Consider the following 16,136-nt stretch of genomic DNA (forward strand, 5'->3'; position numbering starts at 1 on the left):
GGACTCCAAAGGGGTGCGGCTCCGGGCCTTAGGTGGACTCCGTAGGGGTGCGGGTCCGTGCCTGGGCCCAAGGGTGGTTGCGGGGCCGCGCCTAGAGGGGGTTTTCGGGGCGGAAGCGGGCGGCGGCGTTCTGGAGGAGCGCGCGGCAGAGGTCGCCCAGGTCCTGGCCGGCCGCTTCGGCGGCCATGGGCAGGAGGGAAGTCTCCGTCATTCCCGGCGCCACGTTGACCTCGAGGAAATGGGGGATGCCCGCCGCGTCGACGATCAGGTCTGTACGGGAGATGTCGCGCAGGCCGAGCGCCGTGTGAGCGGTCACCGCCGTCTCCGCGCATGCCGCGGCGGCCTCGGGGGAGAGGCGGGCGGGGGCGAAGAACTCCGTGTGACCGGCCGTGTAACGGGCCGCGTAGTCGTAGACCCCTTCGTCGGGGACGATTTCCACGGCGGGCAGGGCCTCCGGGCCGTTGCCGATGTCGACGACGGAGACGGCCACCTCCACGCCCTCGACGTACCGCTCGATCAGCGCCGTGTCGCCGTAGGCGAAGCAGCCGACCATGGCGGCGGGGAGCTCTTCCGCGGTGCGGACGATGGAGGCGCCGAGCGCCGAGCCACCGCGGGCGGGCTTGACGAAGAGGGGCAGGCCGAGCCGCTCCACGATGCGGCCGAGCACAACGGTGGCGCCGAGGTCGTGGAACGTCTCCTTCGGCAGCGTGACGGATTCGGGGGTGTGCAGGCCGACGGAGCGTACGACGGCCTTGGCGGTGGGTTTGTCGAAGGCCACCCGGCAGGCGTCGGGGTCGGCGCCCACGTAGGGGACGTTGAGCAGCTCTAGGACGGAACGGATGGCGCCGTCCTCGCCCGCGCCGCCGTGCAGGGTGACGAACACGGCCTCCGGCGGGTCGGCGAGGATCGAGGGCACGAGGGACGCGTCGGTGTCGCGGGCTTCGACGTCGACGCCCGCCGCGCGCAGCACCTCGCTGACTCGGCGACCGGACCGCAGAGACACCTCTCGCTCATAGGAGAGGCCTCCGGCCAGCACGAGCACGTGGCCCAGATCGCTCATCACAACTCCTCCGCTGATCGCACGCTGTCCAACCGTACCGGCGTCGGGGGTGGATGGTGTACGGCAGGGGCTTCGTCCGCGCGCCTGGCCGGGCGGAGAAACGAAAAGGGCCGGCGTCACCCGGCGCCGGCCCTTTTCGTGACGTTCAGGCCAGGTCGGGCCCGGGTGTGTCCACGCCGGCGTGTTCGCGGGCCGACGAGGTGCCGAACGTGTCGCGCAGCTGCATCTCCTGCTCGATCACCCCGGCGAGCCGGCGCACCCCTTCACGGATGCGGTCGGGCTCGGGAAAGCAGAACGACAGGCGCATGTGCCGCGCCCCGCTGCCGTCGGAGAAGAACCCGGTGCCTGGTACGAACGCGACCCGCTCGGCCACGGCCCGGGGCAGGATGGCCTTCGAGTCGAGCCCTTCGGGCAGGGTGGCCCAGACGAAGAACCCGCCGGCGGGGCGGGTCCAGGTGACCTCGGGCGGCATCAGGGCGTCGAGCGCGTCGAGGAGGGCGTCGCGGCGCTCGCGGTAGAGCTCCTTGAAGGTCTTGATCTGCTCGCGCCATGGCTGCGTGGTGAGGTATTGGCCGACGGCCAGCTGGGTGAACGAGGAGTGGGACAGCACGGCCGACTCCATGGCGAGCACGAGCTTGTCGCGGATGGCGTGCGGGGCGAGCGCCCAGCCGACGCGGAAGCCGGGGGCGAGCGTCTTGGAGAAGGACCCGAGGTAGACGACGCCGTCCGGGTTGTCGGCTCGCAGGGCGCGCATGGGCTCGCCGTCGAAGCCGAGCAGCCCGTACGGGTTGTCCTCGATGACGAGGACCCCGGCCCGCTGGCAGATGTCGAGCACCTGCTGGCGGCGGGCGATGTTGAGGGTCACGCCGGCCGGGTTCTGGAAGGTCGGGATCGTGTAGAGGAACTTGATGGGCGCGCCCGCGGTCTCGAGGGCGTAAATGGTCTGGGCCAGGGATTCGGGCACGATGCCCTGATCGTCCATGGCGATGTGAACCACTTTGGCCTGGTAGGCGGCGAACGTCCCCAAAGCCCCCACGTACGAGGGGCCCTCGGCGAGCACCACGTCGCCGGGATCGATGAAGATCCGGGTGATCAGGTCGAGGGCCTGCTGCGAACCGACGGTGACGACCACGTCGTTCGGCCCGGCGTGAATCCCCTCCAGCCGCATGACTTCGCAGATCTGCTCGCGCAGGTGCGGGTCACCCTGGCCGGAACCGTACTGCAGCGCGACGGGGCCGCGCTTGGTGACCAGGTCGGAGACCAGTTCGCCGACCATGTCGAGGGGGAGCGCCGTGACGTACGGCATGCCGCCGGCCAGCGAGACCACCTCGGGCCTCGACGCGACGGCGAAGAGAGCTCGGATCTCGGAGGCGACCATCCCGGTAGCTCGTGCGGCGTACCGATCGACGTACGCGTCGATGCGCGACCCGTGAGTCGCGGGTGCCTGACCGTGATCCCGCTCTGCTGTCACGGCCCACCTCCTAGGTGTCATATCGGACTGAAATACCAGATTACGCTAGACGGACATGTCGCCCGTGCCGGGGCTGACCGTCGTGGTGTCGGCTGGTGGCATCTTCACTGGGCTACGATGCCACCTGTGGACGCGGTTTTCGCGCGCTTTTCCGGGTCAACGATAGGGGCGGTAGTTGTCGCGCCGGCTGGTCAACATAACCCTGGACAATCTTGACGATCTGCCGAGGCGCTGCCGGCGGTGCGTGTTCTGGGAGCTCGATCCCGTCAACGGCGAGCGCGCGGTGGATGCGGGCGACTCCGGGCTGGAGAAGGAGGCCTGGATCTCCGGGACGCTCCTGGAATGGGGGAGCTGCGGGAAGATCGTCTATGTCGACGGGGTGCCCGCGGGCTTCGTGCTCTACAGCCCGCCGCTCTACAGCCCGCGCTCGCTCGCCTTCCCCACCTCACCGGTCAGCGCCGACGCGGTGTTGCTGATGTCGGCCCACATCATTCCCGAGTTCTCGGGCGGCGGGCTGGGCCGGATGCTGATCCAGGGAGTTGCCAAGGACCTGACCAGGCGCGGGGTGAAAGCCATAGAAGCTTTTGGCGACCTCAAGTGGGAAGAGCCTGGTTGCATCGTTCCCGCGGAATACTTGCTTTCTGTTGGATTTAAGACAGTTCGTCCGCATTTGAGATTTCCACGGCTCAGACTGGAACTCAAGACCGCCGTTTCGTGGCGCGAGGACGTCGAGGTGGCGCTGGAACGGCTTCTCGGCTCCATGAGTCCGGAACGCGCCCTACGTCCCGTCTGACGGCATCTCAGCCCTCCATGCGCCCATGCGAAAGCCCCCGCCACGAAGGACGGGGGCTCTGCCGGGCGAAGCGCGCCACGAAGGGCGAACTACCAGCGCCGCAGGGCGCTAGATGATGCCCTCGAGCTCGCGCAGCAGCATGGCCTTCGGCTTGGCGCCGATGATCTGCTTCACGACCTCTCCACCCTTGTAGACGTTCAGCGTGGGGATCTGGAGTACGCCGTACTGGCGCGGAACCTCAGGATTCTCGTCGATGTTGAGCTTGACGATCTCCAGCTTGTCGCCGTGCTCGTTGGCGATCTCCTGGAGGATGGGGGAAACCTGGCGGCACGGACCGCACCATTCGGCCCAGAAATCGACCAGGACGGGCTTGTCGCTCTTGAGGACCTCGTTGTCAAAGGTGGCGTCGGTGACAGCCTTCACGGTGCGCTCCTTCACTTCTCGATGGTGGCCAGCCAGCGCTCGGAGTCGAGCGAGGCCGCGCAGCCGGTGCCGGCCGCGGTGATGGCCTGGCGGTAGGTGTGGTCCACGACGTCTCCTGCGGCGAAGACGCCCTCGATGTTGGTGGCGGTGCTGGGGGAGGCCACCTTGATGTAGCCGTTCTCGTCGAGGTCGATCTGCCCCTTGACGAGCTCGGTGCGCGGGTCGTGGCCGATGGCCAGGAACAGCGCGTCGGTGGCCAGCTCGCACTCCTCGCCGGTCTTGAGGTTGCGCAGCTTGACCGCCTCGACCTTGGTGTCGCCGATCACGTCGACGACCTCGGAGTCCCAGACGAACCGGATCTTGTCGTTCGCGAACGCGCGGTCCTGCATGATCTTGCTGGCCCGCAGCGAGTCACGCCGGTGGACCACCGTCACCATGCGGCCGAACCTGGTCAGGAACGTGGCCTCCTCCATCGCGGTGTCGCCGCCGCCGACGACCACGATGTCCTTGTTGCGGAAGAAGAAGCCGTCACAGGTGGCACACCAGGACACGCCGTGCCCGGACAGGCGCTTCTCGTTCGCCAGGCCGAGCTCGCGGTAGCCGGACCCCATCGCCAGGATGACGGACTTGGCGTAGTAGGTCTCGGTGTGGGTCTTGACGACCTTGGGGCTGGCCTCGAGGTCGACCTCGACGACGTCGTCGGCGACCAGCTCGGCGCCGAAGCGCTCGGCCTGCTTGCGCAGGTTGTCCATCAGGTCGGGACCCATGATGCCGTCGGGGAACCCGGGGAAGTTCTCCACGTCGGTGGTGTTCATGAGAGCGCCGCCCGCCGTGACGGAGCCCTCGAAGATCAGCGGCTTGAGCTCGGCGCGAGCGGAGTAGACGGCCGCGGTGTAGCCGGCTGGGCCGGAACCAATGATGATCACGTTACGCACGTCGCTCAACGCTTCACGCCTGCCTTCCTCGTCTAGCTGATGCCATCGCGTCAACAGATCCTAGGCCGCCCTGATTCCCCACCCCGCCCACAACACCCACCCCAAACGAAAGAGCCCGCCGAAGCGGGCTCTGACGTGGGGTTTCGCCTACCAGCGGCCCAGCGCGGGCTTGCGGAGGTTTTTGCAGTTGAACGGGTCGACGATGTCGATGCGCAGCCTCTGCGCGGCCTTGTCCTTCCACGAGGCGATCACCAGGGCCTCCTGGCCGTTGTACTGCCCCTGGTCGACCGCGTACGTCGGCAGCTTCGACCGGTTGGCCACCCTGCTCACGCACTTGTCGACGCTCGCGGCGTCGGACGTGCCGCCGCCGACGATGGGCGCGGGGCCGAAGACACCTTCGAGAGGCTGCCGCAGCTCGTGGTCGCTGTAGTTGTGCTGGCTGTCGGTCAGCGCGTACGACTTCGCCCGCAGCGGATTGCGCTCCGCCTGCGAGGGCGTCGAGACCGGCTTCGACTGCGTGGGCAGCGCCACCGGTGGGGCGACGGTGTCGCCCTGACCCCCGCCACCGCTCGCCAGCAGGTTGGTGGAGGCCACCGCCGTGCCGACCACGACGGCCGCCGCGGCTGCCGCGACCGCGGGCAACGCCCAGCCGCGTCGTCGTGCGCGCGTGCGCCTGGCCGGGACGATGGTGCCGTCGTCGGCGACCACCCCCAGGCGCACCGGCTCAGCGGCGTCCTCTCCTGGGGCATCGGCCGACACCGGCTCAGGAACCGCGGGCCTGCCGAAGCGTGCGGGCTCGGGCACCTCGGTCGCGCGCTCCCACGGGGCGTCCCGCATGAGCTCGTCCCAGTCCGGTGCGTCCGCGAGGCCGACGCCTCCGCCCTTCCGGGACTCCGCCTCGGCGGCCAGAGCCTTGTCGATGCGCAGTGCGACGCCCATCGGCATGGCCGGTGTGGGGGTCGCCGCGAGCACCTCGCGAACCGTCGCCAGGTCTGCCAGTAGCTCCCCGCATGGGTCGCAGACCGCGAGATGCCCGCGGACCTGGCGTGCCGTGTCGACGTCCAGGAGACCCTCGGCCAGCTCGGCCAGGATGTCCAGATCGTAGTGCGTATCACCCGTCACGAAGTTCTGCTCCCTTCGCGGATGAGACGCGATTGCCGTCCGTTCGGTTCCGCAGATGCGAAAGAATCGGGGCAAGTTTCGCGCGTCCCCTGGCGCACCGGCTCTTCACCGTGCCGCTCGGCACCTGGAGCACCTGAGCTGCGTCTTCGACCGAATAGCCCATCATGTCGACGAGGACGAGAGCCGCCCGCTGATCGCCGGGCAGGAGTTTGAGCGCGGCGGAGACCTCCATGGAGACCTCACGCTCCACGGTCTGGTCGGGCAGGGGGGTCTCGCGCTCTGCGGCCTCGATCAGCTCGTCGTCGGCGACAGGCCTGACGGACTTGCGGCGCATCCGGTCGAGACAGGCGTTGACCACGATGCGGTGCAGCCAGGTGGTGACGGCCGCCTCGCCGCGAAACGTGGCGGCCTTGCGGTACGCGGAGACGAAGGCGTCCTGCACGGCGTCGGCGGCCTCGTCAGGATCACCGAGCGTACGCAGGGCGACCGCCCACATGCGGTCACGGTGTCTCTTGACGATTTCGCTGAAGGCGTGAGGGTCCCCGTGGATATGGGCAGTCAGCAGCTCGGCGTCTGTGACCGCCGGCCGCTCCGCTGCTGAGGGTGTCTCGGGTGGGGAGTTCACAAGAGAGTTTCCTGATTATGCCGATCCGGGAGAGTGCACCACTACTTCATAGATGGTGCCATGAAACTTGCCCGCATCTGCCGGAACGCGCGTAAACCAGATCAAAACGTACTGACCGCTTGCCGGTTCTTCGGGGGTGAGGGTGGTTTTACCTGCTGCGTTCTTCTTGGCCGCCACCGTTTTCAGCCCGTCGAGATCGGCGGAGTCGCCCACCTTGAGCTCCACGTTCGCGCCCGGCGCGTCGCCCAGCGTGGCCACCACGTCGCTGATCTGCATGGACTTGCCCATGTCGAGCAGCAGGCCGACGCCGTCCTTCAGCCGGCCCAGGTCGGCGCTGGTGTAGGCCTCGGTCTTCCACAACGTGCTGGGCTTGCCGTCGATGGCCAGCTTCGCCATGTCGGACTTCTCGTCACTGTCGCCGAGCGGGTCGAAGCCCTTGGCGCTCTCGGGCTTGACGGCCTGGGCCTCGGCGGACGCCGACGCCGAGGTGCTGGGCACGGTCTGCTGCGCCTCAGGAGTGGTGGGGCTGCCCAGACTCCTGCCGATCGTCCACGCGCCCACGCCGACGGCGGCGATGACGAGCAGCACCACCAGCGTCATCAGCGCCCGGTTGACCATGCTGCCCTCGCCCTTGGGCACGCGGTGCGGCGGGGGCTGCGGCGGCGGGACGGCCAGATTCTGGCGGTGGGCGATGTCGAGACCCTCGGTGTGGGAGGCGGAGGCCACCGCGGGGGTCGAAGGGTAGGAGATCGGGATCGGCATCGGCCTGGCGACGTCGGCCAGCGCATCGGCCACCTCGGCCGGAGTGGCCAGCGCACCCTGGCCCCTGCGCGACTCGGGCAGGCACGCCCGCACGGTCACCGCGTCGAGATAGCCGGGCACGCCCGCGGTGACCTGCCGCGGCGTGCAGAAGTGGCCGTCGGTCATCGGCGCCGCGGGCAGCCCGCCCTCTTCCTCGTCGCCGGGCCAGTGGCCGGTCAGCCCCGCGTAGAGCAGCCGGCCGAGGCCCTCGGCGTCGTCGAGCGCCGGCTGGTCGGTGGTGAGACCGTACATGGCCGCGTCGACGGCCACGCCGAGCACCTTGACCGTGTTGCCGGTCGTCCACACCAGGTGGGACGGGCGCAGGCAGAGGTGGTAGAGCTGCGCTTCGTGGGCGTGCGCGAGCGCCTCGGCGGCCTCGGCGACCAGCCCCGCCGCGCGCTCCGGCTCCAGCGGGCCCGAGGCCAGCAGGTCGGTCAGGCTCTCGCCGGTGACCCACTCGCTGACGACGTAGGAGGCCTTGTCGTCCTCCGCCGCGTCGAACACCTGGGTCAACCGCGGGTCGGTGAGCCGGCTCGCCGAACGGGCGGCCGTGACGACCTCGTGGACCCGGGGGAAGCCGGGGGCGAAGGTGTGGACCGCCACGGGCCGGGCGAGGATCTCGTCGATGGCCTTCCACAGGGTGGCGCCGTCGGACTCGCTGACGCGGTCTTCGAGCCGGAAGCGCTCGGCGAGGCGGGTGCCGGGTTCGACGGCCGACGTGCTCACTGGCTCACTCCGCTGGGCCGATCGGGCGTGCTCATGACTCGACTCACCTGCGTGGTCGTGTACCACGAAGGCACGCTATGCCGGGTGGATCCGCCCACGCCCCTCCTGCTTCCATTCGCCGCGTGTCGGGCTCCATGGTAGTGCCGAGTAGATTCCGCCCGCGTTCTTTACCGACCTACCCGCCCCGCGACCATCCCAACGATGGAGTTGACCTCCGGGATGCGCATTCTGTGCGCAACGCCGAGATAGAGGATCAATCCAAGGCCGCCACCGACGGCCAGAACGATCAGCGAATTGACGAACCCTAGCCCGTCGAAGACCCCCGTGACCACCCAGACCGCCCCGAGTGCCAGCACGGCGGTGGGCAGAGCGGCGAGATACATCCTCGTCAGCGCCATGCCGATGCTCCATCCGCCCAGCCCCTGGACCCGGCGGCCGGCCAGCCACCACGCCGTCAGGGCGCCCAGCGCGTACGCGACCGCGTACGCGAGAGCCAGCCCCATCACGGCGTAACGCGCCGGCAGCAGCGTGAAGAACAGCCACATGAGCAGCGCGTTGACCGCCGTCGTGCCCGCGCCGACGAACACCGGCGTGCGGGTGTCGCCGAAGCTGTAGAAGACCCGGAGCAGCAGTTGGAAGAGCGCGAACGGCACCAGCGCCAGCCCGTAGACCTGCAGCACGTTGCCGATGTAGACGGCGTCGGCGACGCTGTTGGCCCCGTGGCCGTAGATCGGCACGGTGATCGCCGGGCCGAGCACCATGAGCAGCAGCGACACCGGCACCATCAACGAGCAGATGAGGCGTACGCTCGACCCGAACTCGGAGCGGACGTCGTCGAACCGCCCGTCGCTGACGGCCCTGCTCATGCGCGGCAGCATGGCCGTGATCACCGAGACGCCGATGACGCCGTAGGGCAGCTGGAAGAGCTGGAACGCCAGGGTGTACGGGCTGATGCCGTGCCCCTCCACCACGGAGCCCGCGGCGCTGGCCAGGTTGGTGGTCAGCACGAAGCCGAGCTGGGTGACGACGGTGTAGCCGATCGTCCAGACGCCGGCCTTGGCCATCTCACCCAGCCGGGCGTTGCGCAGGTCGAGGCGGGGCTTGAAGGAGAACCCGGCGCGCTTGAGCGCCACGATCAACACGGACGCCTGGGCCACGATGCCGGCCGTGGTGCCGAGACCCAGCAGGACGAGATCACCGTCGGTGACCTTGGCGATGTCGCCCTTCGCGGTGCTGACCAGGGCGAAGAGAAGGAACGCGCAGATGACGACGACGTTGTTGAGCACCGGCGCCCACATGGGCGCGGCGAAGCGGTCGCGGGTGTTGAGGATGGCGCCCGCCACCGCGCCCATGCCGAAGAAGGCCAGCTGCGGCAGGATGAAGCGGGCCAGCATGACCGCGACCTCGAACTCCCTGCTGCCCCGGTCCCACACCGTGTAGAGGTCGATGAGCAGCGGCGCGGCGAGAACGGCGGCGACCGCGATGACGGCCAGCGCCAGCGTGGCGAGCGTCAGCAGCCGCTGCTCGTAGGCCCGTCCTCCGTCGGCGTCGTGCTGCTGCGCCCGGACGATCATCGGCACCACGACGCTGCTCAGCACGCCCAGCAGCAGCAGGTCGAGGATGCTGTACGGGATCGCGTAGGCCGCGTTGTAGGCGTCGCCGAGCAGAGCCGTGCCGATGGCGTACGCCAGCACCATGGTCCTGACGAAACCCGTCACCCTGGACACCATCGTGCCCGCCGCCATGATGGCGCTGGCCCGCAGCATGCGGCTCATGCCGTGCTCACCTCCCGGTTCTTGGCGGCCCGGGCGAGCTTGCGTTCTGACCGTCGCCGCAGCACCCGCGTCACCACGGCGGCGAGCATAACGGTGAGAGCGGCTCCGACGATCACCGAGGCGATGCCGGTGTAGCCCGTGGTGCGGATGGTCAGCCGCACCGGCTCGCCGTACGCCTTGCCGTCGGTGGTCTTGAGCTGCACGGTGACCGTCGCGTCACCGTTGCCGGTGGCGGTCATCGGCACCTGGACCGTGCCGCTCTGCCCGACGCCGATGTTGAGCAGCTCGTCCTGAGCTTTCACCTGCAGCAGCTTGCGGTTGTTGGACTGGACGTCGATGTAGAGGGCGATGGGGGCGCCCGTGGAGTTCTTCACGCTGATGGGCACCACGCCGTCGCTGCCGGCCAGCGTGCTCGGCCGGCCGGTGACCGTGACCTTGTCGAGGCGGTCCTCGACCTCCGCGCCCACCACCTTGGTCAGCGCCCGGCCCGTCCGCGAGCTGGTGCGCCAGGCCGAGGAGGAGAGCCTGAGCACGGCCGCGTCGAAGCTCGACTGCGTCCTGGTCGTCGTGATCTCGGCGGTCAGCTGCGCCTGTGCCCAGGTTTCCTTGACCCGCTTGAGGTATTTGCCGCTCAGCTCGTCCTTGCGGTCGGCGTCGGTGTAGGTCAGTCCGGCGCGCGGCACCGACGCCTTGCCCGGCTTGATCGACTCGAGCGTCGTCATCTGCAGCCACGGCAGGCGGCCCGCGGTCTTCATCAGGGCGGAGACGAGCGCCGGGTCGGGGTCCCAGCGCCGGGAGGGGGCGACGACCAGCGACCGCGGCCTGGTCTGGCCCGGCTCGGCGGAGATCATCGCCGTCTCTGCGATGAAGCGCTGCGTGGTCAGCAGCGTGCTCGTGGCGCCTTCGGGCTCGAACAGGGCACTCAGCTGGGGGTCGGCGACGAGCGCGGTGACGGGGCCGTTGACCGAGTCGAGAGTGGAGGCTGCGTCGGGGGTGAAGGTGACGGGCGGTTGCGGCGGCAGGTTGCCGACGTCGAGCAGCACCCGGTCGACCTTGGCCTCGGCGACCGAGAGCAGGTCGAGCGCGTCCGGGTCGAGCCGGCCCGACGGCGGCCAGTTGACGTTGCTCTTCACCTCGCGGCCCAGCAGCTCCCTGGCCTTCTGCCCGGCCAGCTGGATGGCCCTGTTGGGCTGCACGTCGAGGCCGCGGTGGGCCAGCCCGGTCACGTCGGGGTCGGCGTAGGGGACCGCGACCACGGGAGAGGAGGCCAGCGAGGTGCGCATGGTCGTCAGCCACGTGCCGGCCTCGGCGCTGGCCGGCCGCTGCTCGTCGCCGTCCTTCGTCTTGACCGTGTAGCCGCCCTTCATCATGTTGACGTCGTCGAGCAACGCCGGGTCGACGAACCAGCTGACGGTCTTGGGCGCGACCTGCGCGATGCGGGCCAGGTCGGCCAGCCGGCCCTTGCCGGCGATCGACTGGCTCAGCTTGTCGTCCACGAACCGCGACCCGTCGGTCGCCCGGTGCGGCTGGTCGATGACCGGCAGGGCGATGGCCAGCTTGTTGCGCGGCGGCTTGGGGACGGTGGGCGGCGCGTACGTGAGGAAAGTGCGCTGCGCGTAGACCGGCACGCCGTACTGGGCCACGTCGATGGCGATCGGATAGACCCCGAACGAGCGGTAGCCGAGCTGCACCGGCGTCGCGGTGAACTCCCAGCGCGCCTCCTCACCGGCGGCGAGCGGCGGGACGTCCATCGCCGAGGAGGCCGAGACGTTGCCCGGGAGCGTCACGGTGTTCTGGTCGGCCACGTAGGCGGCCATGGAGGCCCGGTCGGTGAGCCTCTGCGGCGTGTAGCGCAGGCGTACGCGCTGGGCCGGCGTGGGCGCCCCGGTGTCGTTGCGGACCGTGCCGGTGAACTTGATCTCGTCGGTCTGCGAGGTGGGCACGTCAGGCGTGATCGACGCGAGCGACACGGTGACGGTCTGCCTGCTCGCGCTGGTGGCAGCCGTGCTCGGCGTCGCCGCCACCATGGGGGCGAACAACGCGGCGGAGAGGACGGCGAGCAGCGTGGCCTTACGGATCACGCGGATGCCCGAGCTGGAGTACGACGACGCACGCCCGCAATGGTACGGGTTCAGTGCCGCCGCGCGACCGCCCCACGTGATCCTCTCAGGCGTGTGCCCCGTAGGTCGGCCAGCTTCCCCGGCAGGAGTGTCAGCAGGTCAACGGCGCGCAAGCAGAGCGCGGTGTGGCGTTCGCCGATGGGCATGAAGACCGGTCCTTCGTCCACGCGCAGCCGGTCGTCGATGAACACGGGCAGCGACTCCGGCAGCAGCAGCGGGCACACCAGCCCGTCGGCGTAGTCGGTGGCCGCGTTGACCACGTGGGCCGGGGCGTAGCGCACCTGGCGCGCCGCGAGCAGACCGCCGACGGCTCCTGGCCTGGGCGGAAGGGCGACGGGGGAGGTCACCCCGATGACGACCTCGCGGCCGACCCTGGTGGCCACGTCGAACACGGTGACCATCAGGCACCTCTCGGGCGCCGCGGAGACCGTCTTCGGCAGCTCTTCCGCGGATGTCATGGGACGCGGAAGGCGTACGATCTCATGATGGACCTGGTGTGCGAGGAGCCAGCGGTGGATCGCGAGGGCGTCCTTCATATAGTCCTCCTTACCTCGTTCCATGGCCCCCGACGGTCCCATGACCGAAGGTAACCCGGACCTGGTGTGGCTCGGGGGATATGTTCCGGAAGGACCCACTGAGTTTGTCCGACTCAACTCTGACCGAAAGCCAGCGGCAGGCCATGCACGGCCTGCTCCGCAAGATCGCTCCGGCGGCCGACGAGCTCGGCCGCCTGTTCGCCGCGCACGGCCACGAGCTCGCCCTGGTCGGCGGGCCCGTACGTGATCTGCTCCTCGGCCGCATCGGCAACGACCTCGACCTGACGACCGACGCCCACCCCGAGCGGGTGCTGGAGCTCGTCAAACCCTGGGCCGACTCCGTGTGGACGATCGGCATCGACTTCGGCACCGTCGGCCTGCGCAAGGGCGGCGCGCTCATCGAGGTCACGACCTACCGCAGCGAGTCGTACGACCCGAAGTCGCGCAAACCCGAGGTCATGTACGGCGAGACGCTGGAGGCCGACCTGGAGCGGCGCGACTTCGCGGTCAACGCGATGGCGGTGCGGCTGCCAGGCCACGAGTTCACCGACCCGTACGGCGGGCTGCGCGACCTGCGCGCCAAGCTGCTGCGCACTCCGGGGCCTCCCGAGCGGTCCTTCGGCGACGACCCGCTGCGCATGTTGCGGGCGGCCAGGTTCGCCTCGCAGCTCGGGTTCGAGGTGGACGACGAGGCGCTGGCGGCGATGTCCTCGATGGCCGACCGCATCCAGATCGTCTCGGCCGAGCGCATCCGCGACGAGCTCGACAAGCTCCTCTGCGGCGCCCACCCGCGCGAGGGGCTGCGGCTGCTGGTCCAGACGGGGCTGGCGACCTACGTGCTGCCCGAGCTGCCCAAGCTGCGCCTCGAGATCGACGAGCACCACCGGCACAAGGACGTCTACGAGCACACGCTGACGGTGCTCGACCAGGCCATCGCGCAGGAGGAGGACGGCAAGCCCGACCGGATCCTGCGCTGGGCGGCGCTCATGCACGACGTCGGCAAGCCGAAGACGCGCCGCCACGAGTCGGGCGGGCGGGTGTCGTTCCACCACCACGAGGTGGTCGGCGCCCAGATGACGAAGAAGCGGATGACCGAGCTGAAGTTCCCGAAGGACGTCGTGTCCGACGTCTCCCGGCTGGTCGAGCTGCACCTGCGCTTCCACGGCTACGGCACGGGCGAGTGGACCGACAGCGCCGTGCGCCGCTACGTGCGCGACGCCGGCCACCTGCTCGACCGGCTGCACAAGCTGACCAGGGCCGACTGCACGACCCGCAACAAACGCAAGGCCGCGGCGCTGTCGCGCACGTACGACCACCTCGAGGAGCGCATCTCCAGGCTCGCCGAGGAGGAGGAGCTGGCCAAGATCCGGCCCGAGCTCGACGGCAACGAGATCCAGCGCGTGCTCGGTGTGGGGCCGGGGCCGGTCGTGGGGCGGGCGTACAAGTTCCTGCTCGATCTCAGGCTCGACAAGGGCATGATCGGCAAGGATGCGGCCACGGAGGCGCTGCTGGAGTGGGCCAGGTCAAACGACCTCGGCACGTGACGTGGTGGTGATCATCCGGTAGGCGAGCGCCGCCGCGGGATAGCCGACCGAGATGATCAGCACGGCGGCGTACGACTTGCCGTCGGGAGGCAGGATCACCGCCGACAGGGCGGCGGCGAGCACGTACATGCCGTTGAAGAGCATGTCGTAGATGGAGAACGCGCGGCCCCGGTAGATGTCCTCGACGTCGCGCTGGACCGTCGTGTCGGCGCAGATCTTGACGCTCTGCCCGGCCAGGCCCAGCACGAACCCGGCCACCGGCAGCCCCCACTCCTGGAACGGCAGCACGAGCACCGCCGTCAGCACCCCGGCTCCGGCCATCGCGATCTGCACCCACCGCTCGATCCCGAACCACTCGGTCGTGTACGGGGTGACGATCACGGCGAGGGCGGTGCCGAGGCCGGCGCCGATCACGACCAGGCTGACCCCGCGCAGCGCGGTCTCGGCGTCGCCGTCGGCGAAGTAGTAGCGGTAGAGGATGATGCCGAGCGCGGTGGACATGCCGAACAGGAAACGGTGCGTGGCCATCGCGCCCAGCGTCGCGGCGGCCACCCGGTGCCGCAGCAGGTGCTTGGTGCCGTCGGCCAGGCCGGTGACGACGTTGCGCAGCTCCTGGCGCGCCTGCGGCTGGTCGGGGTCGGGCCACGGGCCGAGGAGCTGGCGCTCCATCGTCCGAGCCACCAGCGCGCTCAGCGTGAACACCACGCCGGACGTGGCCAGCAGCAGCGCCACGCCGAAGTCGCCGCCGCCGAAGGTCTCCCGCAGCAGGAATCCGACGCCCGCGCCGATGAACGTGGCCACCGTCCCCGAGGTGGGGGTGACCGCGTTGGCCGCGATCAGCCGCTCAGGGGGGACGACGTGCGGCAGCGAGGCGCCGAGCGCGGCCAGGAAGAACCGGTTGACGCCGAGCACCAGCAGCGCCGCACCGTAGAACAGCGGATCCGGTACGTCGGCGGCGATCAGCCCGGCGGCCACGAGCAGCAGCAGACCGCGTACGAAGGGCGCGACGACCAGGATCTGCCGCCGCGACCAGCGGTCGATGAACACGCCGACGAAGGGCCCGAGCACGCTGTACGGCAGCAGCAGCACGGCCAGCCCTGTGGCCACCTCGAGCGCGGTCGTCTGGTTCTCGGGGCTGAAGAAGGCGAAACCGGTCACGCCGAACTGGAAGATCCCGTCGGAGAACTGGGAGACCAGCCGGGTCCCGAACAGGCGCCGGAAATCCCGGCCTCGTAGGACCACGCGGAGATCGGCGACGAACGACACTCCGTCAGCCTAGCCCTGTGCCCGCCGCCTGGGACGCGCGGATGCCGGTCCAGCAGGTGACCCGGGTTCCGCACAGCACACATGATCACGTACGCTTCGAAGCGTGACGACTGAGGAACACGTTGTGCTGGTCGATCGCAGTGGCCACGCGCTCGGCACCGCGCCGAAGACGTCGGTGCACTCCCGCGACACCCCCCTCCATCTCGCCTTCTCCAGCTACGTCTTCGATCGGGAAGGCCGCGTCCTGCTCAGCAGGAGGGCCGATCACAAGATCACCTGGCCGGGCGTCTGGACCAACAGCTGCTGCGGCCACCCGCTGCCGGGCGAGCCGCTGGATCAGGCGGTCATGCGCCGGCTCTCCTACGAGCTGGGGCTGAAGGCCGAGCGCGCCGACCTGATGTTGCCCGGCTTCGCCTACCGCGCCGTGATGGCCAACGGCATCGTCGAGCACGAGCTCTGCCCGGTCTTCCGGGTCACGGTCGACGCGCCCGCCGTGCCCAACCCCGACGAGGTGGGGGAGGTGTCGTGGATGCCGTGGAAGGAGTTCACGGAGGGCGTGCTGAACGGCCTGCTGGCGATCTCGCCGTGGTGCAGGGAGCAGGTGCCGCAGCTGGCGGAGCTCGGCTCCGACCCGCTCACCTGGCGGCCTGCCTCCGCAGGCGAACTTCCTCCGGCCGCCCGCCTCTGAACCGCCCGCCTCTGGGCCGCCCCTCTCTGAACGGCCTTCTCCGGGCCGCCCGCTTCGGCGCCGCCCGAGACGCGGAAGGCGCCGCGCCCGTTCCGGGGTGCGGCGCCTTGGAGACGGTCAGGGGTCAGCGCTCGACCTCTCCGCGGATGAACTTCTCGACGTAGTCGCGGGCCTGGTCGTCGGAGTACTGCTCGGGTGGTGACTTCATGAAGTAGGAGGATGCCGACAGGATGGGTCCGGCGATGCCGCGG

14 protein-coding genes and 1 pseudogene are annotated in these 16,136 nt (G+C 69.7%); 3 read left to right on the top strand and 12 right to left on the bottom strand.

Features of this window, described 5'->3' with window-relative positions; all coding sequences use genetic code 11:
• Positions 1 to 91 precede the first annotated feature (91 nt).
• Both ABGB01_RS42365 and ABGB01_RS42370 read right to left on the bottom strand, forming a co-directional pair.
• Positions 92 to 1,060 carry a D-alanine--D-alanine ligase gene (locus ABGB01_RS42365; RefSeq protein ID WP_347779672.1) on the bottom strand — a complete coding sequence of 323 codons (969 nt, stop codon included), beginning with the start codon at positions 1,058 to 1,060 and terminating at the stop codon, positions 92 to 94.
• Positions 1,061 to 1,205: 145 nt separating this feature from the next.
• Positions 1,206 to 2,438: a PLP-dependent aminotransferase family protein gene (locus ABGB01_RS42370; protein ID WP_347779683.1), complete on the bottom strand. Its 1,233-nt coding sequence runs from the start codon at positions 2,436 to 2,438 to the stop codon at positions 1,206 to 1,208.
• 268 nt (positions 2,439 to 2,706) lie between these two features.
• Here ABGB01_RS42370 and ABGB01_RS42375 point away from each other — a divergent pair, with 268 nt between their 5' ends.
• The gene (locus ABGB01_RS42375; RefSeq protein WP_347622938.1) at positions 2,707 to 3,324 is read left to right on the top strand and encodes a GNAT family N-acetyltransferase; all 618 of its coding nucleotides are present in this window, start codon (positions 2,707 to 2,709) and stop codon (positions 3,322 to 3,324) included.
• A gap of 108 nt (positions 3,325 to 3,432) precedes the next feature.
• On the opposite strand, the gene trxA is transcribed toward ABGB01_RS42375, so the two are convergent.
• From trxA to ABGB01_RS42415, 8 genes are all read right to left on the bottom strand, one after another.
• Positions 3,433 to 3,747, bottom strand: coding sequence for a thioredoxin (trxA, locus tag ABGB01_RS42380; protein ID WP_347622939.1), 315 nt, complete (start codon positions 3,745 to 3,747; stop codon positions 3,433 to 3,435).
• 11 nt (positions 3,748 to 3,758) lie between these two features.
• On the bottom strand, positions 3,759 to 4,691 hold the full coding sequence (gene trxB / locus ABGB01_RS42385; protein WP_347779673.1) for a thioredoxin-disulfide reductase: 933 nt from the start codon (positions 4,689 to 4,691) through the stop codon (positions 3,759 to 3,761).
• 138 nt (positions 4,692 to 4,829) lie between these two features.
• Positions 4,830 to 5,804 (bottom strand): hypothetical protein, encoded by a 975-nt coding sequence (locus ABGB01_RS42390; RefSeq protein WP_347779674.1) that lies wholly within the window; start codon positions 5,802 to 5,804, stop codon positions 4,830 to 4,832.
• On the bottom strand, positions 5,794 to 6,429 hold the full coding sequence (gene sigM, locus ABGB01_RS42395; protein ID WP_347779676.1) for an RNA polymerase sigma factor SigM: 636 nt from the start codon (positions 6,427 to 6,429) through the stop codon (positions 5,794 to 5,796). The genes ABGB01_RS42390 and sigM overlap by 11 nt, the downstream gene beginning before the upstream one ends.
• A gap of 15 nt (positions 6,430 to 6,444) precedes the next feature.
• Positions 6,445 to 7,956 (bottom strand): protein kinase family protein, encoded by a 1,512-nt coding sequence (locus ABGB01_RS42400; RefSeq protein ID WP_347779677.1) that lies wholly within the window; start codon positions 7,954 to 7,956, stop codon positions 6,445 to 6,447.
• Positions 7,957 to 8,123: 167 nt separating this feature from the next.
• Positions 8,124 to 9,731, bottom strand: a complete 1,608-nt coding sequence (gene murJ, locus ABGB01_RS42405) for a murein biosynthesis integral membrane protein MurJ (RefSeq protein WP_347622944.1) — start codon at positions 9,729 to 9,731, stop codon at positions 8,124 to 8,126.
• Positions 9,728 to 11,812: a DUF6049 family protein gene (locus ABGB01_RS42410; RefSeq protein WP_347779678.1), complete on the bottom strand. Its 2,085-nt coding sequence runs from the start codon at positions 11,810 to 11,812 to the stop codon at positions 9,728 to 9,730. Before ABGB01_RS42410 ends, murJ begins: the two co-directional genes overlap by 4 nt.
• A 50-nt stretch (positions 11,813 to 11,862) precedes the next feature.
• Complete coding sequence (locus ABGB01_RS42415) at positions 11,863 to 12,387, bottom strand: YbaK/EbsC family protein (RefSeq protein ID WP_347779679.1); 525 nt, start codon at positions 12,385 to 12,387, stop codon at positions 11,863 to 11,865.
• Between the two features lie 143 nt (positions 12,388 to 12,530).
• Between ABGB01_RS42415 and ABGB01_RS42420 the strand changes: the two genes are divergently transcribed.
• A complete protein-coding gene (locus ABGB01_RS42420) occupies positions 12,531 to 13,931 on the top strand; it encodes a CCA tRNA nucleotidyltransferase (protein WP_347779685.1) in 1,401 nt (466 codons plus the stop codon).
• Here ABGB01_RS42420 and ABGB01_RS42425 read toward each other — a convergent pair.
• Positions 13,911 to 15,197 (bottom strand): MFS transporter, encoded by a 1,287-nt coding sequence (locus ABGB01_RS42425; protein ID WP_347779680.1) that lies wholly within the window; start codon positions 15,195 to 15,197, stop codon positions 13,911 to 13,913. The genes ABGB01_RS42420 and ABGB01_RS42425 overlap by 21 nt on opposite strands.
• A 103-nt stretch (positions 15,198 to 15,300) precedes the next feature.
• On the opposite strand from ABGB01_RS42425, the gene idi reads away from it, so the two are divergent.
• Complete coding sequence (gene idi / locus ABGB01_RS42430) at positions 15,301 to 15,885, top strand: isopentenyl-diphosphate Delta-isomerase (protein WP_347779682.1); 585 nt, start codon at positions 15,301 to 15,303, stop codon at positions 15,883 to 15,885.
• 124 nt (positions 15,886 to 16,009) lie between these two features.
• On the opposite strand, the pseudogene ABGB01_RS42435 reads toward idi, so the two are convergent.
• Positions 16,010 to 16,136 (bottom strand): annotated as a pseudogene (locus ABGB01_RS42435) (inositol-3-phosphate synthase); the annotation flags it as partial.

The sequence above is a fragment of the Nonomuraea sp. B5E05 genome, assembly GCF_039880665.1.
Classification (GTDB): Bacteria; Actinomycetota; Actinomycetes; order Streptosporangiales; family Streptosporangiaceae; genus Nonomuraea.